The 21,249-nt window shown below is 62.6% G+C and carries 20 protein-coding genes; 6 read left to right on the top strand and 14 right to left on the bottom strand.

Annotation, left to right across the window (positions count from 1 at the left end):
• Positions 1-208 precede the first annotated feature (208 nt).
• Entirely contained in the window at positions 209-1,144 is a 936-nt protein-coding gene (locus WDX12_RS17410) for a LysR family transcriptional regulator (protein WP_434725660.1), read from the bottom strand.
• A gap of 127 nt (positions 1,145-1,271) precedes the next feature.
• Between WDX12_RS17410 and WDX12_RS17405 the strand changes: the two genes are divergently transcribed.
• The 3 genes from WDX12_RS17405 to WDX12_RS17395 all read left to right on the top strand — a co-directional run bounded on the left by WDX12_RS17405 (position 1,272) and on the right by WDX12_RS17395 (position 3,572).
• Entirely contained in the window at positions 1,272-1,820 is a 549-nt protein-coding gene (locus WDX12_RS17405; RefSeq protein ID WP_434721369.1) for a carboxymuconolactone decarboxylase family protein, read from the top strand.
• 238 nt (positions 1,821-2,058) lie between these two features.
• Positions 2,059-2,439, top strand: coding sequence for an SPW repeat domain-containing protein (locus WDX12_RS17400; RefSeq protein ID WP_434721368.1), 381 nt, complete (start codon positions 2,059-2,061; stop codon positions 2,437-2,439).
• Positions 2,440-2,654: 215 nt separating this feature from the next.
• Positions 2,655-3,572, top strand: coding sequence for an NADP-dependent oxidoreductase (locus WDX12_RS17395; protein ID WP_434721367.1), 918 nt, complete (start codon positions 2,655-2,657; stop codon positions 3,570-3,572).
• A gap of 922 nt (positions 3,573-4,494) precedes the next feature.
• Here WDX12_RS17395 and WDX12_RS17390 read toward each other — a convergent pair.
• Entirely contained in the window at positions 4,495-5,916 is a 1,422-nt protein-coding gene (locus WDX12_RS17390; RefSeq protein WP_434725659.1) for a PLP-dependent aminotransferase family protein, read from the bottom strand.
• Between the two features lie 89 nt (positions 5,917-6,005).
• Here WDX12_RS17390 and WDX12_RS17385 point away from each other — a divergent pair, with 89 nt between their 5' ends.
• Genes WDX12_RS17385 through WDX12_RS17375 form a run of 3 tightly spaced genes read left to right on the top strand, consistent with a single transcriptional unit; the run spans position 6,006 to position 7,541 of the window.
• Positions 6,006-6,419, top strand: a complete 414-nt coding sequence (locus WDX12_RS17385) for a cupin domain-containing protein (RefSeq protein ID WP_434721366.1) — start codon at positions 6,006-6,008, stop codon at positions 6,417-6,419.
• 13 nt (positions 6,420-6,432) lie between these two features.
• On the top strand, positions 6,433-6,924 hold the full coding sequence (locus tag WDX12_RS17380) for a carboxymuconolactone decarboxylase family protein (protein ID WP_434721365.1): 492 nt from the start codon (positions 6,433-6,435) through the stop codon (positions 6,922-6,924).
• Positions 6,900-7,541: an HD domain-containing protein gene (locus WDX12_RS17375; RefSeq protein WP_434721364.1), complete on the top strand. Its 642-nt coding sequence runs from the start codon at positions 6,900-6,902 to the stop codon at positions 7,539-7,541. The genes WDX12_RS17380 and WDX12_RS17375 overlap by 25 nt, the downstream gene beginning before the upstream one ends.
• A gap of 295 nt (positions 7,542-7,836) precedes the next feature.
• Here the strand turns inward: WDX12_RS17375 and WDX12_RS17370 are convergent, their stop codons facing one another.
• The 12 genes from WDX12_RS17370 to WDX12_RS17315 form a co-directional block, all read right to left on the bottom strand.
• Positions 7,837-8,634 carry an ABC transporter permease subunit gene (locus WDX12_RS17370; RefSeq protein WP_434721363.1) on the bottom strand — a complete coding sequence of 266 codons (798 nt, stop codon included), beginning with the start codon at positions 8,632-8,634 and terminating at the stop codon, positions 7,837-7,839.
• A gap of 2 nt (positions 8,635-8,636) precedes the next feature.
• Positions 8,637-9,494: a 2-aminoethylphosphonate ABC transporter permease subunit gene (locus tag WDX12_RS17365; RefSeq protein WP_434721362.1), complete on the bottom strand. Its 858-nt coding sequence runs from the start codon at positions 9,492-9,494 to the stop codon at positions 8,637-8,639.
• The gene (locus WDX12_RS17360) at positions 9,487-10,599 is read right to left on the bottom strand and encodes an ABC transporter ATP-binding protein (RefSeq protein WP_434721361.1); all 1,113 of its coding nucleotides are present in this window, start codon (positions 10,597-10,599) and stop codon (positions 9,487-9,489) included. Before WDX12_RS17360 ends, WDX12_RS17365 begins: the two co-directional genes overlap by 8 nt.
• Positions 10,600-10,663: 64 nt before the next feature.
• A complete protein-coding gene (locus tag WDX12_RS17355) occupies positions 10,664-11,695 on the bottom strand; it encodes a 2-aminoethylphosphonate ABC transporter substrate-binding protein (RefSeq protein ID WP_434721360.1) in 1,032 nt (343 codons plus the stop codon).
• A gap of 263 nt (positions 11,696-11,958) precedes the next feature.
• Positions 11,959-12,978: a C-terminal binding protein gene (locus WDX12_RS17350; protein WP_434721359.1), complete on the bottom strand. Its 1,020-nt coding sequence runs from the start codon at positions 12,976-12,978 to the stop codon at positions 11,959-11,961.
• Positions 12,979-12,990: 12 nt separating this feature from the next.
• A complete protein-coding gene (gene pbfA / locus WDX12_RS17345; protein WP_434721358.1) occupies positions 12,991-14,337 on the bottom strand; it encodes a (R)-1-hydroxy-2-aminoethylphosphonate ammonia-lyase in 1,347 nt (448 codons plus the stop codon).
• 65 nt (positions 14,338-14,402) lie between these two features.
• Entirely contained in the window at positions 14,403-15,518 is a 1,116-nt protein-coding gene (locus WDX12_RS17340; RefSeq protein ID WP_434721357.1) for a TIGR03364 family FAD-dependent oxidoreductase, read from the bottom strand.
• A gap of 2 nt (positions 15,519-15,520) precedes the next feature.
• Entirely contained in the window at positions 15,521-16,975 is a 1,455-nt protein-coding gene (gene phnY, locus WDX12_RS17335; protein ID WP_434721356.1) for a phosphonoacetaldehyde dehydrogenase, read from the bottom strand.
• A 241-nt stretch (positions 16,976-17,216) separates the two neighbouring features.
• Positions 17,217-18,479 carry a phosphonoacetate hydrolase gene (gene phnA, locus WDX12_RS17330; protein WP_434721355.1) on the bottom strand — a complete coding sequence of 421 codons (1,263 nt, stop codon included), beginning with the start codon at positions 18,477-18,479 and terminating at the stop codon, positions 17,217-17,219.
• Positions 18,480-18,597: 118 nt separating this feature from the next.
• Positions 18,598-19,437: a phosphonoacetaldehyde hydrolase gene (gene phnX / locus WDX12_RS17325; RefSeq protein ID WP_434721354.1), complete on the bottom strand. Its 840-nt coding sequence runs from the start codon at positions 19,435-19,437 to the stop codon at positions 18,598-18,600.
• 28 nt (positions 19,438-19,465) lie between these two features.
• Positions 19,466-20,671, bottom strand: coding sequence for a 2-aminoethylphosphonate--pyruvate transaminase (locus tag WDX12_RS17320; protein WP_434721353.1), 1,206 nt, complete (start codon positions 20,669-20,671; stop codon positions 19,466-19,468).
• On the bottom strand, positions 20,656-21,084 hold the full coding sequence (locus WDX12_RS17315; protein WP_434721352.1) for a hypothetical protein: 429 nt from the start codon (positions 21,082-21,084) through the stop codon (positions 20,656-20,658). The genes WDX12_RS17320 and WDX12_RS17315 overlap by 16 nt, the downstream gene beginning before the upstream one ends.
• Between the last annotated feature and the right edge of the window lie 165 nt (positions 21,085-21,249).

Raw genomic sequence — 21,249 nt, 5'->3', positions numbered from 1 at the left:
GCAAGGTGCAGGTCTAAGCCTGAGCGTGGGGCACGATCCGCTTATCGAGAGCGTGCCCTTGCTCGGTGACGGTGGCCCGTTTCTTTGGCGAGCCCGATGGACTGGTGGCCGAAGCTGTATCACGTGATGAACCGCCATGATGTGAGCTTCCTCCGCAACTCAGATCTCAACCCCGTCGGTGAGAGGCGGCTGGCCTGCGTGGACGTTCCTAAAGGGAACCAGAAGGCCCGAGGGTGGTATTGTCGGTGTCGAGCGATTTTCTGAGCCGTGGTGCAGCGAACTCGAGGAAGCGCCGTACCTTCAAGGGCAGGATGCTCTGCGCCATATGCACGAGATGGACGGGCAACGGCTCGGCCTCGTAGTCCTGCAGGATAATGCGCAACTTGCCCTGCCGAACCGCACTGGTGACCTGGTAGGACAGGACGTTGGTGACGCCGATACCGGCCACGGCCGCATCGATTGCGGTTTCAGCGGTGTTGACCCACAGGCGGCACAGGGGCCGCACCATCTGCGCGGGTTCGCCTGCCTTCGGCGCGAAGACCCACGACTGGCCCGACGCCATGGCTGAAAAAGTTACGCACATGTGGTCCGCCAGGTCGGCAGGGGTTTGCGGAACCCCGTGTGCGGCGAAGTATTCAGGGCTGCCGCAGACGATGCGGCGGATCGACCCAACGCGCGTCGCGATCATCGTACTGTCTGGAAGCTCCCCGATGCGGACCGCCATATCGATATGGTCGTCGACTAGATTCACTTTTCGGTCCGACAGGGTCATGCGGATGTTGATCTCGGCGAAGTGGGCCAGGAAATCGGTGACCACTGGGCGAACGTGAAGCCGCCCAAAGACTAGCGGCGCCGTGATGGTCAGTTCCCCGCGCGGAGTGCTGTACTCGCCGGAAGCCTGGGCTTCGGCTTCGTCTAGCTGCTCCAGAATGCGTTTACAGGCGGCCACGTACGATACGCCCGACTCGGTGAGAACGAGCTTGCGGGTCGATCGGACGATGAGCTGTGTCTTAAGGTGCGCCTCGAGCTCTGCGACCTTACGGCTCACCGTCGGCAAGGGCATGCCAATTTTACGGCCCGCGGCCGAGAAACTCCCCTCCTCCACGGTGGCCAGCAGGATGTTCATGGCTTCCAGACGATCGATTGCCGTTACTCCTTGTTGGTCTCATCCTTCGAGAGGACGCCTTCCGAAAATAGCGGATTATTCCACAGGTCAATTCAACCTACTTCCCTGAATAGACCGCCTACCGGGGCACCAACAGGAGAAAAACATGCCCAGAATTGCCGTTCCCGCCCGCGACGACGCCCCAGCCGAGTCTCGACCCATTCTCGACAACGTCAGCAAGACGCTCGGCTTCTTGCCGAACCACTATCGTCTCATGTCTATCAGCCCGAACGCTCTCGGCGGTTGGGCGGGCCTGATGGGTTCGACGTCCAAGACCCTCGACCTGAAGACGCGGGAGGGGATGGCGCTCGCGGTCTCGGAGGCCAACGGCTGCGACTACTGCCTCGCCGCGCACGGCTACGTCTCGACGAAATTGGCAAAGATCCCCTCAGAGGAGATCGCGCTGAATCGGCAAGGCCAGTCGAGCGACCCGAAACGGCAAGCTGCAGTGGCCTTTGCGAAAGCCCTCATCGACACGCGCGGTAAGGTTTCCGATGCCCAGTTCGCGTCGGTCAAGCACGCAGGATGGACCGACGCCAACATCGTCGAGATGATAGCGCTGACAGCGCAATTCGTGCTGACCAACTTCATGAACAACGCAATCCAGACCCCGATCGACTTTCCCGAAGTCGCGCCTGCAGCGGTCGCGGCCTAATAGCACGCGGCGGCAGCGCGATCGCCCAGAATGCGGCCGCCGGAGCTGGAGAACCAGAGGCTCTGTGGCCCTCTGGAGGCGACATCAGAAGCCCGGTCCCAATCACGGCATTGTCCGCCCTACTGACGGCGCGCGTCCACGAGCGGCCAACTACCAAGACGGCGCAGGGGGCCGGTCGGTCGCCGCGTGGCAGAACTATGGGCAATACCCATGCACCCAACCGGAAAGGAGACTTATCATGCAAATCCGTTTCGTCACGAAATCCGTGCACGCCTACCTGATCGACTACCCCGTCGCGATTGTCCTGATTGCGGCACCTTTTGTTCTCAAACTCGGTCAAAGCGGCTCGGCCGCAATATGGCTGTCGGTGGTCGCGGGCGTAACGGCCCTCGCGCTCGCCACGCTGACAGACCACCCCGCCGGCGTGGTCAAACTCATCCCCTACCCGTTACACCTCTGGATCGACCGCCTTGTTGGCCTGGTGTTCCTGGTCGCGCCGTTTGCATTTGGCTTCGCTGGGCTCGACGCCTGGTACTACTGGGTGCTCGGCGCAGCGGTCTTCCTAGTGACGTCCGTATTCAACGCGCCCGAGGAGCCGCTGGCCACGACCGGCCTCTGAGACCCGCATCATGTTTCGCATGCAGACAGACCGACCGACCATGTCCGACAATGCCCGAAGGACCTTATTCGAATGCGATGGGATGCTACGAGGCCTGATGCCTGCTGCGGCCACCGTCGCTCTGGCTGGCTACGGCGTCTATCAGAGGCTGCGCTGGGATTTCGTACTCAGTGATGAGCTAGTGGGACTATTCCGTGACTGAGGAGATAATTATCATGAAAGCAATCGTAGTGACGGACCAGGTTGCGGGAACCGCCGGGATGAAGTTGGCGGAGCGGCCTGAGCCGCAGGCAGCGATAAACGACGTCGTCGTTCAGGTTCATGCGTCGGGATTCGTCCCGACTGAACTGGAATGGCCCTCAACCTGGACCGATCGCCCCGGTCATCACCGAACACCCTCGATCCTTGGGCACGAGTTGGCCGGAGTTGTCATCGCTCTCGGCTACGGCACAACGGGACTGTCGGTAGGGCAGAGAGTGTTCGGCCTTGCCGACTGGCATCGCGACGGCACGCTCGCAGAGTACATAGCCATGGAGGCCCGCAACCTGGCGCCGCTTCCAGGCGACGTCGACTTCATTGTCGGCGCGAGCCTGCCAATCTCAGGCCTGACCGCGTGGCAGGGACTTTTCCAGCACGGCCGCCTTCAGGCGGGGCAGAGCGTCCTCGCGCACGGCGCGGCCGGTGCAGTCGGTTCGATGGTGACCCAACTCGCGCGAGAGGCCGGCGCTTATGTCATAGGCACCGGACGCACTGCCGACCGTAAGAAGGCACTCGACTTCGGCGCAAATGAATTCGTCGATCTCGAGAACGACGCCTTGGAAGACATCGGCGGTGTCGATCTGGTGTTCGATGTCATCGGCGGCGACATTCAGAAGCGGTCCGCAGCCCTAATCCGAGCCGGCGGTACGCTGGTGACCGTTGTCGGACCAACCAAGGTGCGTTCCGCGGATGGCCTGACGGTCGACTTCGTTGTCGAGTCCGATCGCGCTCAACTGGGTGAGATCGTCCAGCGGGTGCGGGACGGACGACTGCGGACAAACATCGGCACCGTCGCGACCCTCGACGATGCCGTCGCCGCCTTCAACTCGACGGAGCGACGCGCGGGGAAGACGGTCATCCGCGTTCGTCCATGAGGACTCGGGGCAGAGCGAGCAGTTCTGCCCTCTTTGTGGATCATCGTGGATTGTGGTGATCGGCTCGCCCGTCGTAGCCCTTACAATCTGACTGATCTCGCGCGCAAAGCGCCGACACGAAACACCGAGAGAACAGCGAGCGACGTCGTCGAAATCGCGAATGGCTGACGGTGCGCATCGAACGAACGCAGCCTCATAGATCCCGTCAGTCAGATCATCAAACATTGGGGGATTGCGGTTGCTCGATCCGGTATCCCCGACTTCGCAAGACGCGCAAAGAACTAGGCGGCAGCTTGCTCATCAATGCGACGCATGATTTGCGGGCCGCACCTTTCAGTGGGCGTTGCCTGTCTAACTAAACCTTTAGGCCCCACCTGCATCGGAAGCACGTTACCGAGCAACGTGAGAAATGGGCGGGGATTTTCCTACGACTGCGCATGCGGATTGCAACGAGACCGCCGGGCGAATTGTCATCTGGTTCAGCGCCGGCCAGTTCAGCCGCCCTAAGGATCACATCCTCAAGTAGCGAAGTCGTCTCGTTCGGCGTGCCCTTTGCGGGCCGCCAGTTTTCCTTCTGCTTTGCTCTAGTCTAGACATGCCTCCCCGATCCGACCTGGCGCGGGATGTAAGGGGAAGTCGAGAATGGAAGTCAGGGACTACGTTTCGAAGAGCGCTGACCGCCGGACGGTTCGATATGACCAAAAGGACTATCCCTACCCGTCCCATTCAGAAGCTGTAATGGCAGCTGTTAAGGCAGCGCAGCGCGCCAGCCAACGAATATGAAGCCGAGGTACTGATGCAGGGTGCCGACGGCAAATGGCGGACCGAATGGCCAATCGCATGATATCGTGAGCCATTCGCTAAACTTTTGAGATTTAGTGGAGGCCCGTTTCATGACCCTTGGACTCAGCCTCCCTCAGGCCTAGCGCATGCCGCCGACCCGCCGGATTGCCTCAAAGAGAAGATCACAGGATCTTGCAAGATTCTTGGTCGGTGCGGTCGCGACCCCGAGCAAAAGACCTGATGGAGCCGTGGCTGGCGACGAGTACCATGCGGACAGCGGCGCGGGAGACATGCCGAAGGCTGAAACTTCGCGCGCTATGGCTACATCCGATGTTTCGCTCGGCAGCTTCAGCAGCACAGCGAGGCCGGGGGTGGAAAGCTGATCGGCACTTGCGAGCGGACGAAGCCGGTCCAGCAGGGCCTCGCGCTTGGCTGCATAGGCGCGCTTTGTTCGGCGGAGATGGCGGATATAATGGCCCTCCCGTATGAATTCGGCGGTCGCGTGCTGCACGGCGGGGCCTTGCGCGGGCGCCAGGCACGCCGCCACCTCCGCGAAGCGACCGACAAGTTCGGTCGGCGCGATCACGAAGCCCAGCCGAATGGTCGGGCTGATCGTCTTGCTGAATGAACCGATATGGATGACGCGCCCATCGCGGTCGACCGACGCGAGCGCCGGCGCGGCCCTGCCAGTCAATTGCAACTCACTCAGATAATCGTCTTCGATGACCCAGACGTTGTTAGCGGCGCTCCATTCGAGGAGGCGAAGCCGTCGCTCTAAGGGCAGGGTGGAGCCCAGGGGGGCATGCTGGCCAGGTGTGACGAGGACGAGCTTCCCATCCGGATGATGGCGCAATGCGTGGTCGAGATCGATCCCATCCCGATCGACCGGGATCGGGGCCAGCGACAAGCCCGCAAGCTCCAGCCCTTTCCTGGACCATGGGAAGCTGGGATCCTCCACCCAGGCAGTGCGCCCGTCCAGGCGAAGAACGCTGAGCGCCAGGCCAAGCCCGCCAGCGAAGCCTCCGGTGACGAAAACCTGCGATGGAAAGCAATTGATGCCTCGGGCGACCGCAAGATAGCCGGCGATTTCGCGTCTCAACTCCAATTCGCCGCGAGGATCGGGATAAAGAGGGGGCGCACCTGCCTCGGCGCGGACCGCGTGCGCGCGAATACGCGCTAACAATGTGGCCGGGAAAGTCTCGGTTGCCGGTACGCCCATTTGGAAGAACGCAGGTCCCCGCACCATCTCCAGATAAGTCTCCAGGAAGGAGCCAGTGTCTGGCGACGGCTGGGTCTTTGTGAGGATGCGAGGGCGTTGAGCGACATGCGTGCCCTTGGCCTGTGACGCCTCGATCAGTTGGGCGGCGGCGAGCTTTTCGTAGGCAGCCCGCACAGTTCCGCGCGCTACGCCGAGTTGGGCAGCGAGATCCTGCCACGATGGCAGTCGCGCACCGGGCCTCAGCACGCCATCTTCAATGGCTTTGGCCAGCCCCCGTCGGATCTGTTCCGACAGAGAGGCCTTGGCCGAACGGTCGATGTTCAGATTCAGAGCATTGTCCATCCTCGGATGGTACATCATTTCTGCGCTTTCTTGGACCTTTTTTATGCTCCAAGGGCAGACCACCTATGGGCGGTCAAAGGAGAAGACCAGTGAAGATCGGACCCATTATCCCAGCGATATTCATCGCGCTCACCTCTGTCTTGCCTGTCTGGGCAGATGTGCATCAGACCGAAACGGTCGCCATGAAGTTCGACCAAGCCATCCCGAACGTCCCAGGCAAGTCGCTGATTGTCGTGGAAGTCGACTACGCACCTGGCGCCGCTTCCCCGCCGCACAGGCACGCGGGATCCGCCTTTATCTATGCCTACGTCCTCTCGGGCGAGATCGAGTCGAAGGTGAACGACGGCAAAACCCGCACCTATAAGAGCGGAGAGAGCTGGTTCGAAGCGCCGGGCGCGGTCCATTCGGTCAGCCGCAACGCCAGCAATACCGAGCCGGCAAAGTTGCTGGCCGTTTTCGTCGTCGGCTCACAGGACAAGAAGCTCACCACGCCGGTTGAATAAAAGGAACCTAAAGATGACAAACAGACTTGATTACAACCGTGTCGCCCCCGGTGCCGCCAAGGCGCTTGGCGGAGTGTACGGTTACGTAATGCAGAGCGGCCTGCCCGGCGAGTTGGTGGATCTGGTCTATCTGCGGGTCTCGCAGATCAACAACTGCGCCTATTGCCTCGACATGCATACCCGCGAACTTATCAAGAAGGGCGTGAAGGTCGAGAAGCTCACGTTGCTGCAGGCGTGGCAGGAGGGCGGCGCACTCTTTAGCGAGACTGAGCGCGCCGCACTTGCGTGGGCAGAGACCGTCACGCGCGTCGCCGAGACCGGCGTGCCGGAGTGTGCCTACGAGGCCGCACGACACGTTTTTGACGAGAAGCAACTCGTCGATCTGACTGTCGCGATCAGCATTATGAACGGCTATAATCGCATGGCGATCAGCTTCCGGAACACGCCCGAGGCTGTCGTCGACCATCATGGAGAGCAATCATGGCCGTCGAGATCAGTGGGGTAAGTCTCCCCGACAGCAAAATCGCGCGCGAGGTAACCGAGTTTGTTCGCGACACTGAGAGCCATCTGCTGTTCCATCACTCGGTGCGGGTCTATTTCTGGGGAGCCATGACGGGGAAACGGAGGAATATGACCTTTGACCTGGAGCTTCTCTATACGGCCGCCATGTTCCACGACCTTGGCCTCACTCCTCGCTATGAAAGCAGTCAGTTGCGTTTCGAGGTCGATGGGGCAAATGCCGCGCGTGACTTTCTTCGGGCGCGGGCGATTTCCGAGAGCGACATCGAGATTGTTTGGAACGCCGTCGCACTCCACACCACGCCTGGAATACCCGAGTTCATGCGCCCGGAGATCGCGTTGGTGCAGGCGGGGGCCGGCATGGATGTCGCAGGTCGCGGATATGACGAATTCACAGATGGCCAGCGTGATGCAGTTGTGGCCGCCTTTCCAAGAGAAGCTCGCTTCAAGCATGACATAATCGACGCCTTCTACGAAGGCATGAAGCATCGCCCCGACAGCACGTTCGGCACGTTCAATGACGACGTTCTAGCCTTCAAGCAGCCGAACTTTCGCAGGGTCGACATCTGCAGCGTGATCCTAGGCTCCCGATGGGATGGCTGAGCGGACAATTCCGCAGGGAGAATGCGGCAGCGAGGCGAACGCTGCGTTCGTAGCTGATGGTCGCAAGCCAATTCGGCCTGAAAATTCCGGACAGGCCTAAATCTCCGCCGCTGAGGTCTGCTTTCAGGCTGAGGAAAACTTCGTCCCTGCGACCAAGATGAGGCGCATTGCCGAACGGCAGCTTGGGGGCCGCGAGCGGAACGTCCCCTTCCGGATAACCGGGCTGCAAGGCTGAGCGTTGTGCCGAGCGCTTTCGCGAGCGCCGACGTCTACTGCATTGCGTCACGCAGAGAATCTACGATCCCGTCGCGCGTCGCGTGATGCGTTCGAGGCCAAGCAGCAGGACCAGGGTCGCCACCACAAGGATCATGGTGAGCGCCGCGCCCGCGAAGATGTCGCCGCGGTCGGTCAGCGAGAAAATCGAAACCGGAAGCGTAACCCAGCCTGGCGGATAGACCATCACCGTCGCGCCGAGTTCGCCCATGGAGAGCGCGAAGCTCAACCCGAATGCCGCGGCGAGATATGGCGCAAGCAGCGGCAGCGTGACATGCCAGAGCCGATAGGCCGGCCTGGCGCCAAGGCTCGAGGCGACCTGCTCAAAATCCGGCGACAGCCGCACCAGACCCGCCGACACATTGCCGAAAGTGAAGGCCGAGATCAGCACGAAATGCGCGACCATGACGATCGCGACGGTGCCGTTGAGGAGCAGCGGCGGATTGCTGAACGCAACGAGCAGCCCAAGGCCGACAGACACGGAAGGAACCGCGCTGGGGATGAAGAACAGCACGCCAAGCAAGCGCTCCATCGTGGCGCCTTGCACGCGCAGCGCGAGTGCCGCCCAGGCGCCGCTGACCAGTGCCAAGGCGCTGGCGACAAAGCCGGTGACAAGGCTGGCCTTCACCGAGCCGCCGGCCGAGCCCTGGACGACATCGCTATAGTGCTCCAGCGTCAGGCTGCTGGGAAGCACCCCGTTCCACTGGCCGGCGAGACTGGAAAGCAGGATGACCGCCAGCGGCGCCAGGAACAGCACGCCGAACAGCACCGCGAATACCGCCCAGATGGCGATGCGACCGGATTTCGACCACACCAGCATGGCTACACTCCCAGCCGGCCGGCGGCGAAGCGATAGAGGCCGAACAGCCCGAGCGACAACACGATATTGACCAGCGCAATGATGCAGGCGACCTGGTAGGCCGACTCCTGAATGGCCTTGCTGTAGATCAGCAGCGGCAAGGTGATGACGCCCTTGGCGCCGATGAATAGCACGATGCCGAACTCGTTGACGGTCAAAAGCAGGCAGAGGCTGCCGCCGGCGATCAATGCCGGCACCGCCGCCGGCAGGACCACCTGGCACACGATGCGGAACGGACGCGCGCCGAGAACGCTGGCGGCTTCGATCTGACCGCGATCGACCAGCGAGAAGGCGGCGAGCAGCGGCCGCAGGATGAAGGGTGTGTAGACGGTGACCTCCGCCAGCACCACGCCCCAGGTCGAGTAGAGGAAATCGACGGGCGGCGTCGGCAGCGAGAAGGCTTCCATCAGCCCGCTGTTGAGCATGCCGGCGGAGCCGTAGAGGAAGGTGAAGGCGAGCGTCACCAAAAATGTCGGCAAGGCGATGAAGGTGTCGATCAGCCGGGCGATGATGCCACTGCCCGGAAATGGCACGAAGGCGAGGATCAAGCCCAGCACCAGTCCGACGATCAGGCATCCGGCGGTTGCCGCCACCGAGATCGTCACCGTGTTGAGGAGCGCGTTGAGAAAAAAGCGCGCGTGCAGCACGCGCACGAACTCGGCGACGTTGGCAACGCCGCTGTCGTCAAGAAAGGCCTGCCGGGCAATCAGCGCCAGCGGATAGAAGAACAGCAGCGCCAGCAGCGCCGTCGGCGGCACGATCCAGATGCTGACGTGCACCTTTCTGGCCGCCGGCCTCGAAAGGATCGCCGCCTCAGACACGGGCGTCCTCCGGAACCAGAGACGTATCACCGGGCGTGAAGAACAAAGGCATCGCTGTGCCGCGCTCCGGCAAGGATACCGGCAGCCTGGTTGCCGAGACGCGCACCGGCGTTCCGTCGACATCGAGCACGAGATGGGTGAGCTCGCCCTGCCAGTGCACTTCCCTAAGCGTGCCGACGATCCTGTTCGAATGCTCATCGTCGCCGGTGAGACTAAGATGCTGCGGCCTGATGCAGAGCAGGCTCCTGTCGCCGGGCTTCTCGCCCCGGGCTGCGCTGGCAAGCACGGCATCGCCCAGCTTGGCCTTGGCAAAGCCTTTCGGCCCTGCGGCCTCGGCGACCGTCACAGGCAAAAGGTTGGCGCGGCCAAGGAACTCCGCCGTGAAGCGGTTGGGCGGACGGCGGTAGAGATCGGCTGTCGGCCCGTGCGAGGACACCCGCCCGTCGCGCATGATGGCGATCTTGTCGGCAAGCGTCAGCGCTTCCGTCTGATCGTGGGTGACGTAGAGGATCGTCAAACCGGGCAGGTCGCGATGCAGCTTGGCGATCTCCTCGACCATGTTGCGCCTTATTTGCGCGTCGAGCGCCGAAAGCGGCTCGTCGAGCAGAAGCACGCGCGGCCGCACCGCCAGCGCCCGCGCAATGGCGACACGCTGCTGCTGGCCGCCCGAAAGTTCGCGCGGGTAGCGCCCGGAAAAGCCCGACATGCCGACGGTGGCGAGCGCGTCCTTCACGCGCTCGGCAATCAGCGCCTTGTCGGCGCCCTGCGCCCTCAGGCCGAAAGCGACATTGTCCTCGACCCGCATATGCGGGAACAGCGCGTAGTTCTGCACCACCATGCCGAGCCCGCGTTCATAGGGCGGCAGGTCGGTCACGTCGGTGCCGCCGATGCGGATGCGGCCGCTGGCGGGCCGCACGAAACCGGCGACGGCTCGCAGCGCCGTTGTCTTGCCGGAACCGGAGGGACCGATCATCGCCAGGATCTCACCCGGCGCGATGTCGAGCGTCAGCGGATGCAGCACGACCTGCGCGCCATAGGCGACGCTGACCTTGTCGAAGTGGACATTGGAGCCGGCACCGCGAATTTTCGCGGCGTCGACGTCCACAACTTTGCTCCCCGTGAAAGCGGGCACCGACATGGCTGGTCCTCCGGTTCCGGTCACCAGGAGATCAACTTCCGGTCGCTTCGTTCCACTTCTTGACATAGTCGGGCAGCTTCTTCAGCGCCTCATCCCAGTTCGGCGACCACACCGTCACGCCCTTCATCGTCTCCTGCAGCTTGGAGAAGTTGGCATCGTCCGGCTTCACGTCCTTGCGGGCCGGCAGGCCGAGGGCAACCGAGCTTACGGTCGACTGCGCTTCCTTGGAAAGCAGAAAATCGATCAGCTTCTTGCCGTTCTCGCCATTCGGGGCGCCGGTCACCAGGCCGACCTCGTATGGCAGCGCGAAGGTGGAGCGGGTCCCGTCCGGACCCGCGGGCCAGAACACCTTGATGTTCGGATTGTCGGCCATCTGCGACATGTTCATCTGCAGGTCGCCATTGGCGACATGCAGCTCGCCCTTGTTGACCAGCGCGGTCAGCTTGCCGGTGGAGGCCGAGGGGCCGACATTGTTGTCCTGCAACTTCTTCATGAACTCGAAGCCGGCGTCCTCGCCACCGAAGGCATGGATGATCTGCAGCATGACGGCGGTGCCATCGCCGGCCTGACCCGGCGTCGAGTACTGGATCTTGTGCTTGAACTTGGGATCGAGCAGGTCGTTGTAGGTCTTCGGCGCTTCCGAAAGCACGGCGCTGTTGTAGATGAAGTTCATGTAGTTGTTGACCAGCGGCCGGTACTTGTCGGTGCCGCCCTCGATTTGATCAGCGCCTTCAGGCTTATAGTCCTGCAGAAGGCCGTCAGCGGCGGCGCGCTGGATGAACGGCGGCAAGGTGACCAGCACGTCTGCCTGCGGGTTCGACTTCTCCTTGGCGACACGCTCGACGACGCCGCCGGAGCCGCCCTCGATGTACTGCACCTTGATGCCGGTCGCCTTGGTGAAGGCGGCGAACTCGGTTTCATACCAGCTGCCATTGCCGTCATGCAGGCCGTCGGCCGAGTAGATGGTTACGACGCCGTCGGCCATCGCCGGTCCGACGAGAGCCGCAGAGCCGGAAAGCAGCGCGGCGAAGGCGGCGATGAGAGTTGCGTTTCGTGATTTCATGGTCGGTTCCCCTGTGGTGGAAGGCACATTCTGCGATGCACTTTTGGCCGGCGGGCCCTCGGGTCCCTAACTCGGTCGAACCGGCTAGACATTCTCTTTCTGGGACTCTGAGGATTGGTGATCGATAAGTAAAATCTATTTATTTTATGATCGCCAAAGCTGACCTGATAATTGTCACGAAACTGTCGCGGCCATGTTGCGGCCGGACTCCGGCAGCGGCGAAATACCGTTCGGATCAAGATGTTAGAGAGGATCCGGGTCGATCAGCCGAACACGACGCCAGCGGTCTGTGCGCGCAGTCTCGGATCCAGCGAGCGGATCGTCACCGACCTGCCGTCGAGGATTTCGAAGCAGCGGGCGAGCGTGTCTTGCTCGAGCCGGCGCATGGCCTCCACGGTGAAGAATGTGAGATGCGGGAAAAGGATCACGTCGTCGCGTCCGAACAGCGCGCTCATCCGATGACCCAACGTCGACAGCGGTTCCTGCGAGTAGACATCAAGGCCCACGCCGCCAATGCGACCTTCGACAACAGCCTCGACCAGCGCCGCTTCATCAATCAGCGCCCCGCGAGAGACGTTGATGAGGATGGCGGAGGGCTTCAGGCTGGCGAGTTCGGCCCTGCCGATCAAGCCACGGGTCGTATCGTTGAGCACGCAATGCACGGACACGAAGTCGCAGACGCCGAGCATGTCGAGGAGATTGTCGACCTTCTCGATGCCGGCCTGCCGCATCGCCGCGGCATCGACATGGGGATCGAAGCCGAGCACGCGCGCGCGAAATCCCTGGCCGGCCATGCGCGCCATGCTGCGCCCGATCTTGCCGCAGCCGACGAGGCCGAGCGTCGCGCCGGAAATGTCGCGTCCGAGCCAACGCTGCTCGGGCCAGACCCAGCCCTCGCGCGAAACAGCCGCCGTAATCGCCGGCATCCGTTTCGCCAAGGCGATCGTCAGCGCGAAGGCCCCCTCGGCGACCGTCTCTTCGGCATATTCGGGGACGTTGACGACGGGGATGCCGTGCCGCATCGCCGCCTGGATGTCGATGGCATCGATACCAACGCCATATTTGACGATGCCCTTGAGCTTCCGTGCCGCCTCGATGACGCGCGCAGTGATCGGCGTGTAGCACATCAGGATGAGATCGGCGTCGGCGACAGCCGCCATGAGATCGGCTTCCGGGATGCCGTCCGGCAGCGTCACCAGTTCGACACCGCGGGCCTTGAGACCTGCGTCGATACCCGGACATTCGAGTTCCCGGTCGGTGCGAACCGCCTTCATTGCCGACATTGGCTCCCCGTTTCAGCCCGCGAGCACGGCGGCCTCGACGATGTCGAGCGCGCGGTCGAGATCGGCGCGGGCAATCACCAGCGGCGGGGAAAGGGTCAGCACATTGCCCTGGCTGATCTTGAAGCTCAGCCCTTCGTCGAGGCAGCGGTAGTAGATCCTCTCCGCAAGCGCTCGCGCCGGGGCGCGGCTCGCCTTGTCCTCGACCAATTCGACCCCGAACATCAGCCCCCTACCCCTGACGTCGCCGACGAATGGCGAGCGTTGCATGAGATCGTTCATGCGCGCGAGCGCATGGGCGCCGAGCTCGGCCGAGCGCTCGACCAACCCTTCTTCGCGCACGATGGCAATAGTGGTCAACGCGGCGCGCGCGGTGACCGGGTTCTTCTCATGCGTGTAATGGCCGATCGCATAGTCACCGGCGACGTCGAGGTCGCGCCGCGCGATCACCGAGGCGATCGGCAGGATGCCGCCGCCGAGCGACTTGCCGAGCACGATGATGTCCGGCGTGACGCCGTCATGCTCGGAGGCGAAGAATTTACCCGTCTTGCCGAGGCCAGTCGGAATTTCGTCGAAGATCAGCAGCGTGCCGTGCCGGTCGCAGGCCTCGCGCACCGCCTTCCAGAAGCCTGGCGCTGGCACCAGCGGCGTTGCCCGCATCGGCTCGGCGACGAATGCGGCGAAGTCGCCCTCGCGCCCCAGCACATAGCAGATCATATTGGCACAGGCACGCGCCGAGTCCTCCAGCGTATTGGTGCCATAGGGGCAGTTGTGCGGTGCCCAGGGCGCGATATGCTCGGTGCCCGGCAGGAGCGGCCCGGCGATGCCGGAGCGGAACGTCGCCTCGCCGCCGACGCTGGAAGCGCCGAAGCCGGCGCCATGGAAGGCATCCCAGAACGACAGCGTCTTGAACCGGCCGGTGGCCGCGCGCGCCACCTTGAGCGACACCTCGATGGCGTCCGAGCCGCCGGTCGTGAACAGCACCTTGCCGAGGTCGCCCGGCGCCAGCGCGCCAAGCGTCTCGGCGAGGTCGACCGCCGGCTCGCAGGTGAAGCGACGCGGCGAGAAGGGCAACTCATCCATCTGCCGACGGATGGCCTCCTTCAGGCGCGGATGGCCGTAGCCGATATGGTGGACGCTGTTGCCGTGGAAATCCATGTAGCGGCGCCCGGCGGTGTCTTCGATCCAGATGCCTTCGGCCTTGGCGATCGCCGAAACGCAGGGGCTGGAAAGGCTTTGATGAAGGAAGGCCGCTGCGTCACGGCGCAGAAGTTCCTGCGACGGCGCGTGGCTCTGCTTGGCGCTCCATTCCTGCCGGGCCGCCGCCTTATTGGATTCGCCTTCGGTATGGACGAGTGTCATATCTTCCTCTTACCCATAGGCCTCCCGCGAATTTCATCACCCGGACTGCCTCGCGACAACATGCGTCAGCCGAATAACTCCGTGACGGTTTCCTCACCAAGCGCGAAGCCGGTGCTGGCGCCGGTGCCGCTGGTGACGATGACAAGCCTCGCAGCGTCATGCGGCGCATCACGCAGGACGGCATTCTTCGCTGATGCATAGCTTCCGGTCCACCGTGCAAGCACGTCCGGCACCTTGCCGAACAATGTCTTGAACTCGTCGAGGATCAGCCGATCGACGGCCTCCGATCCGAATGGATCAAGGGTCAGTCCGTAATGATGGGAATCGCCGACGACCAACGAACCGTCTGCGCTCTGCACGACGATCAGATGGACGCCATTGGCCAGCGCGGCCTGGCACTGTTCGCCCAACCTGTTTCGCAATGTGGCAGCTTCGGGCAGGCCGGCGAAACCGCCATAACGCAGCAGGCTGAGATCGGACATCAGCGCCGACGAAAGCCGGAAGCCGGGATAGGCCAATCGAAGCATCTGCAACTTGCAGCGCTGGACACCGTGCTCGCCGATGCGTCGCGGGTAGAGCGTGCTGAAGTCGTCGCCGGGACAGACGACGACCTTCTCCGCGCGCAAGCGGCCGGCACTCGTTTCCACGACCGGCGGGGCGACATCCGTGACTGAGACGCCGGTGCGGAACGCGACGCCGAAGCGCTCGGCCAGGAAAGATACCAGCCGCGGCAGGACCTCGCGCGACTCCACGCGCAATTCGAACGGGCTGAAGAGCCCGCCAATGATCGCCTTTCCATCGAGGCCGCCCAGCTGCGCGACCGTCTCCCGCGCCGTCAGCAGCTTGCAATCGGCGCCATGCTGGCCGGCCTTGAAGGCCTCGAGCACGGCGAGCGCCTCGGGACGCTGCGCCGCGATTAGCTTGCCGCGCTGGAGGATTTCGATCCCCGCCTCATCCGCAAGCTCGAGCCAGATACTGCGGCTGCGCTCGGCCTGGCGGCGCGACGGCCCCGGCTCCTGGCCGGTGACGACGACGAGACCAAAATTACGGATCGAGGCGCCGTTCGCCTTCTGATCTCGATCGACGACGACGACGCGCAGGCCACGTCGCGCCGCAGCCAGCGCATGGGCAAGCCCTATGATGCCGGAGCCGACAACCGCGAGGTCGTAAGAGTCTGCCATGGCTACCACGGCAAGGAGAATGTCTTGACGTTGGTGTAGCTCTTCATTGCCTCGATGACGCCTTCCTTGTAGCCGTTGCCGGAGTCCTTGATGCCGCCGAAGGGGCTCATCTCGATCCGGTATCCCGGCACTTCCCAAATGTTGACGGTGCCGACCCTCAGGCCGGCGATATATTTCTGCATGCGGCGGAAGTCGTTGGTGCAAACACCAGACGACAGGCCGAATGCCGTCGAGTTCGAGAGCGCGATCATCGCCTCGTCGTCATCCGGTGCGCGCACGATGGGCACGATGGGGCCAAAAGTTTCTTCCATCACCAATTCGGACTGGTGCGGCACGCGGTCGACGACAATCGGCGGAAGCAGCGCGCCCTTGCGACCCGGATCATAAAGCACTTCCGCGCCCTGCTCGGCAGCCATATGGACGCGTTTTTCGAATAGCGCGGCCGCCTTCTCATGCACGACGGTGCCGAGCTGGGTTGCCGGATCGCGCGGGTCGCCGAAGCGGATCGCCTTTGCCCGTTCCAGAACCATCGGCACAAAGCGGTCTGCCACCTTTTCCTGCACGAGGATGCGCTTGACCGCAGTGCAGCGCTGGCCGGAATTCTTGGTGGCGCCAGCGACGGCTAGGTCGGCTGCCTTGGCCAGGTCCTCGTCCGAAAGATCGTTGAGCACGATCAGCGGATCGTTGCCGCCAAGCTCGAGCACCTGACGCTTGTAGCCGGCCTTCGACGCAATCATCTTGCCGACCGGCACGCCGCCGGTAAACGTGATCAGGTCGATGTTGGGATTGGTGATCATCTCGTCGCCGATATCGGCCGGCCAGCCAGTGACGACGGAGAGCATTTCCGGCGGCAGGCCGGCCTCGTAGAGGATGTCGGCCAGCATCAGCGCCGTGATCGGCGTCAGCTCGGTCGGCTTGACGACGACGCAATTGTTGGTCGCGATCGCCGGCGCCACCTTGTGGGACACCATGTTGAGCGGATGGTTGAACGGCGTGATCGCCGAGATCGCGCTGAGAGGCTCGCGGAGGGTGAAGATCTTGCGGGCCTGCCCATGCGGAGTCACATCGCACGAGAATATCTCGCCATCGTCGTGGATGCACATGTGGCCGGCGAGCGTGAAGACGTTATATGCCCGCCCGACCTCATAGAGCGAGTCGGCCCTAGAGATGCCGAGCTCCAGCGTGATGAGGTCGGACAGTTCGTCCTTGCACCCGTTGAGCAGCTCAGCGGTCTTGAGCAGGATGCGCTGCCGCTCGTAGCGCGTGAGCTTGGGTTGATAGTTGGCCGCGATCTCGAAGGCTCGCCTCGCATGCTCGGCACCGCCTGCAGGCACGGTCCCGATCACCGTGTCGTTCCAGGGGAAGCGCACCTCCAGCCTGTGGTCAGCGTCGACCTGGCGGCCGGCGATGCGCATTGGCTCGTGGCGGACTTTGATAGAGGGATCGAGTTGGGTCATCCGTTGGTTCCAGTCTTGGATACGTCGTGGGGTCGACCCCCACTCCGGGCCTTCGGGCCACCTCTCCTCCAATCGACGGGGGAGAGGAAATCTTGCGAGGTCGGCTCCCCATTATTCCAATCCAACAGCACGGCATTCCAAGCCAACGCGCTTTGGGATCGACTGGGCGCTTTTCCTCTCCCCCGTCGATTGGAGGAGAGGTGCAGAGCGAAGCTCGGCGGAGTGGGGGTCGACAGCGCCCTCAACCGCAAACCTGCGCGGCCGCCATCGTGGCGTAATAGAAGGCATCGAAATTGCGCAGGATCGGCTCGTTCGGCAGGTCCGGCAACACGCGGTTGACGATGAACGGCACCGTCTGCTCCGTCAGACCGCCATGCGAGCGCAATGGCTCGTCGAGCGCCGCCAGATTGTGCCGGTGCTCGGAGGTGCCGATCGTCTTGTTCTCGCCGGAGATCAGGATGATGTCGCCCATCCGGTCCTCCGGCAATTCGAAGCGGGCGCAGCCCTCTTCGCGACCAAGCACCAGGATGATATCCTTGACCTGTCTGAGTTTCGCCACGATCGCCTCGCGGTCGGCGCCTTTCGGAAGATAGGTGGTGGCGAACGAACCGAGTGCGCCGTGATGCACCACGTAAGGGTCGGTGATCGGCAGGATGACGCGGGCGGCGTCCTTGCCCAGCCATTCGTCGAGAAGATCTTGGATATAGACGACGTTGGGCGAACCGTCGGCATGGTGCTTCGGCTTCATGCCATGGTCGGCGGTGACGACGATCGCAGCACCCAGCGCGTCGAGTTCGGCAAGATACTTGTCGAACATCTCGTAGAACGCGTTCGCCTCCTTCACCCCCGGTGCGTATTTGTGCTGCACATAGTCGGTGGTCGTGAGGTACATCACGTTCGGTCGGAACTCCTTCAGCAGCTTGACACCGGCGGCAAAGACGAACTCCGACAGCTCGGCCGAATAGACTTCCGGAACCGGCCGGCCGAGCCAGCTGGACGCATTGTCGACGCCGTTGGCGGCCTTGGTGGTAGTGTGCGACTTTTCCGAAGAGAAGCAGACCGCGCGGCCGTCGTTATAGGCCAAGCCGTGACCAAGCAGCGCGCGCAGCTTGTCCTTGGCAGTCACCACCGCCACTTTGGCGCCGGCATCGTAGAACTGCTTGAAGACCGTCGGGGCGCGCAGGAACTTCGGATCGTTCATCATCACCTCCTCGCCCGTCTCCGGGTTGTAGAGGTAGTTGCCGCAGATGCCGTGCACCGCCGGCGGCCGCCCCGTGGCGATGGACAGGTTGTTGGGGTTGGTGAAGCTCGGGATCACCGAATGGGCGAAGCGCACCGTGCCCTTCTGCTTGATCCTTTCCAGCGCCGGCATCAGCCCGGCGCGAATGGCTTCGTCCAGATAGGCGGGCTCACAGCCGTCGAGGCAGATGGCGATGGCCGGCACGCGCGGCCAGGCGTAATTGCGGCCGTTGGCCGTGACGTTGACGGGAGACATCTGGTTCATGCGTGAAGAATCCTTTTCTTGGGCAACGCGACCTTTGCGGGTTCGGCGGGAAGCCACCGCCGATGGACCGGCCATGCGCATTCCAGTAAGATGTGTTTACCTGAAGCGGCCTCTCGACTCAGGGTTTCTCGCCTCGTGCCAGGCGAGCATTGATGTCGGCGATAACCGGCTCAATGTCAGCCAGGCTGTCGATTACGTAGTGTGCACCTGCCTTGCGAAGAATCTCACGCGTCTTCTCGAGACGGCGCTCAATCTCTTCCTTCGGAAATTGCTTGTCCTGGTCCGGGGTATCCATGTCCATATAGTTGGAGTAGCGGGCAACACCCACGCCCCAGCAGCCGGCATTCAGAGCCTCTCCCACGCCTGAAACGGTGTCGTCGATCTTAACGACGGACTGGATTGGATGAATGCCCAGATTATCGAGGTTCTTGTAGACCATGAACGGGCCGGGGCGCGCGCCATGCTTGACCTCGTCACCAGCCACAGAAGAATCTGGCCTGTAGCCTTGCTTCGCCGCTTCCTCCTCTAGGATGTTGACCATGGAGCGGACGAAACCGGTGGTGCTGCCGATCTTGATGCCCTGAGCCTGAAGACGCTGGATCACCGTAGCCACACCCGGCAGCAAATTGGTATATTTACGCAGGCAATCGAGCTGCTTTGGAACAAAGTCCGCAAACATGCGATCGACGTCGCCCTGGTCCGGATATTTTCCATGGCGGGCCTTCCATCTTTCACGGATCTCCGGCACCTCGGTCAATGACTTGATGTGCAGGTCCTTGCGTAGCCCCATCGGCCCCCGCGCCTCCGACATCGAGATCTCGACGCCCTGTGCTTTGAAGACGTCGACGAAAACGACGGCGGGCGCCACCACATAAGCATCCGCAGTGGTGCCGCTCCAGTCGAGGATAAGGGCCTTAACCTTGCCTCGATAGGACCGCTGGTAAACGAAATCAGACATTTCTTATCTCCAGTTATCGTTGTGAAGCCTAGCCAGCGGCCAACTTTGCGCGTTCCGCAAGCGCCGTCTCGGGCGGAGCGGCCGTGTCGACGCCCATCTCCCGAAGCGACTCGCCCGCCGCCCGCACAACCCGCCGCATGACGTGTTCGTCCATCTGGCCGATGCACCCGATGCGGAAACTGTCGACTACGGTGAGCTTGCCGGGATAGATGATGAAGCCTTTTTGCTTCATCAGTTGATAGAAGCGCTCGAACACGAAGTTCGGATGCGCCGGGTTGAAGAAGGTGACGATGATCGGCGACAGCCAGCGATCCTTCAGCAGTGTCTCGAAGCCGAGTTCGCGCATGCCGGCCACCATGACGTCGCGATTGCGGGTGTAGCGCGCGCCGCGTCCGGCGACGCCGCCTTCCGCCTCGTGCTGGCGCAACGCCTCAAGGAAGGCGGCAACGACATGCGTCGGCGGCGTGTAGCGCCACTGGCCGGTCTTGTTCATGTTCGCCCATTGCGCGTGGACGTCGAGTGACAGCGAGTGGCTGCGGCCCTTCGCGGCCTCGAGCTCACTCTTGCGGGCGATGACGAAGCCGAAGCCAGGCACGCCCTCGATACATTTGTTGGCGGAGGACACCATCGCTTCGTAGCGGATCTCTTTGACGTCGAGCGGGATGGCGCCGAAAGCGCTCATGGAATCGACGAGAAGCTTGCGGCCGCTGGCATAGACGGCTTCCGATATCTCGGCGACCGGGTTGAGGATGCCGGAACTGGTCTCGCAATGAATGGCGATGACATGGGTGATGGCAGGGTCGGCGTCGAGAGCCGCCGCGACCTCGTCACCACGCGGCGGCAGGTAGTCGCCCTTGTCGATCAGCGTGTAGGCGCGGCCGATATATTGCATGGTCTGCGCGGCGCGCAGACCGTAGGCGCCGTTGGCGAGCACCAGCACCTTGCCGTCCTTTGGCACGAAGGAACCAAGCATGGCCTCGACGCAGAAGGAGCCGCTGCCCTGCATCGGCACGCAGTCGAATTCGTCACGGCTGTCGCCAGTGAGCGCCAGCAGACGGCGGCGCATTTCGGCCGTCATGGCCCGAAAATCGCCGTCCCAGGAACCCCAGTCCCGGAGCATCGCCTGCTTGACGGAATAAGCGGTCGTGAGCGGCCCCGGCGTGAGCAGATAAGGCTCCCCCATCGCCGGCTTGTCCAGCGGCTTGGATGCCGCAAATTTCATCTCAGCGAGCATGCTGCCCTCCACCTCGATCTTTGCCTTTTCCGATATGGGGTCATTCTTGATTTTGCTGACCTATTTGTAAAATCGTTATTTTGTATCGATGTATTATCTGAGCTTATGAAGCTAGCCGCATCCGAGACGGTCGTCGCTACGCAGGTTGATGAGCTATCTTCTCTGGTGCCCGTTCCAGCGGGCGGCCGGCGATCGCCAGCCGGCTTTCGAGCAAATCGCCGCTCTCGGTCAGCCGAAACCAGAACGATGCCGCTTGCGGCGACCCCGGCGGCCAGCACGGCAACCGCCGTCGAGCTTTGCAGCAGCACGGCAAGCGCGGTACCGGCTGCCGCCGACTGAAGCCGTCTGCCGCGCGCGCGCCGGAGGATATCGCGCAGTGCCGGGCCGCCGGCCCGCTCGACGCCGGTGCGCACAATGCGGACCGGACGACGCCTGCAAGATGCAGCAAAATCATGGAAAATTGCATGGTCGGCTCAGAAGCGGCGGCCAATCGGCATTGGCTCGGAGCGAAAATGAAACCGGACAAGACATAAATCAAATCGTTCATTTCTATCTTTATATCAGAATCGTCTATGATC

Source organism: Mesorhizobium sp. RIZ17 (genome assembly GCF_051127865.1).
In the GTDB taxonomy this organism is placed as follows: domain Bacteria; phylum Pseudomonadota; class Alphaproteobacteria; order Rhizobiales; family Rhizobiaceae; genus Mesorhizobium; species Mesorhizobium humile.
The sequence above is the reverse complement of the archived record's forward strand: the minus strand, read 5'-3'. Positions and strand labels throughout refer to the sequence as shown.

What these genes read in the sequence shown, in the direction of transcription:
- WDX12_RS17380 (WP_434721365.1), top strand. Translation starts at nt 6,433, where the DNA reads ATGACAAACAGACTTGATTACAACCGTGTCGCCCCCGGTGCCGCCAAG.
- WDX12_RS17370 (WP_434721363.1), bottom strand. Translation starts at nt 8,634, where the DNA reads ATGCTGGTGTGGTCGAAATCCGGTCGCATCGCCATCTGGGCGGTATTC.
- WDX12_RS17405 (WP_434721369.1), top strand. Translation starts at nt 1,272, where the DNA reads ATGCCCAGAATTGCCGTTCCCGCCCGCGACGACGCCCCAGCCGAGTCT.
- pbfA (WP_434721358.1), bottom strand. Translation starts at nt 14,337, where the DNA reads ATGACACTCGTCCATACCGAAGGCGAATCCAATAAGGCGGCGGCCCGG.
- WDX12_RS17390 (WP_434725659.1), bottom strand. Translation starts at nt 5,916, where the DNA reads ATGGACAATGCTCTGAATCTGAACATCGACCGTTCGGCCAAGGCCTCT.
- phnY (WP_434721356.1), bottom strand. Translation starts at nt 16,975, where the DNA reads ATGACCCAACTCGATCCCTCTATCAAAGTCCGCCACGAGCCAATGCGC.
- WDX12_RS17320 (WP_434721353.1), bottom strand. Translation starts at nt 20,671, where the DNA reads ATGCTCGCTGAGATGAAATTTGCGGCATCCAAGCCGCTGGACAAGCCG.
- WDX12_RS17355 (WP_434721360.1), bottom strand. Translation starts at nt 11,695, where the DNA reads ATGAAATCACGAAACGCAACTCTCATCGCCGCCTTCGCCGCGCTGCTT.
- WDX12_RS17400 (WP_434721368.1), top strand. Translation starts at nt 2,059, where the DNA reads ATGCAAATCCGTTTCGTCACGAAATCCGTGCACGCCTACCTGATCGAC.
- WDX12_RS17340 (WP_434721357.1), bottom strand. Translation starts at nt 15,518, where the DNA reads ATGGCAGACTCTTACGACCTCGCGGTTGTCGGCTCCGGCATCATAGGG.
- phnA (WP_434721355.1), bottom strand. Translation starts at nt 18,479, where the DNA reads ATGAACCAGATGTCTCCCGTCAACGTCACGGCCAACGGCCGCAATTAC.
- WDX12_RS17350 (WP_434721359.1), bottom strand. Translation starts at nt 12,978, where the DNA reads ATGTCGGCAATGAAGGCGGTTCGCACCGACCGGGAACTCGAATGTCCG.
- WDX12_RS17395 (WP_434721367.1), top strand. Translation starts at nt 2,655, where the DNA reads ATGAAAGCAATCGTAGTGACGGACCAGGTTGCGGGAACCGCCGGGATG.
- phnX (WP_434721354.1), bottom strand. Translation starts at nt 19,437, where the DNA reads ATGTCTGATTTCGTTTACCAGCGGTCCTATCGAGGCAAGGTTAAGGCC.
- WDX12_RS17375 (WP_434721364.1), top strand. Translation starts at nt 6,900, where the DNA reads ATGGCCGTCGAGATCAGTGGGGTAAGTCTCCCCGACAGCAAAATCGCG.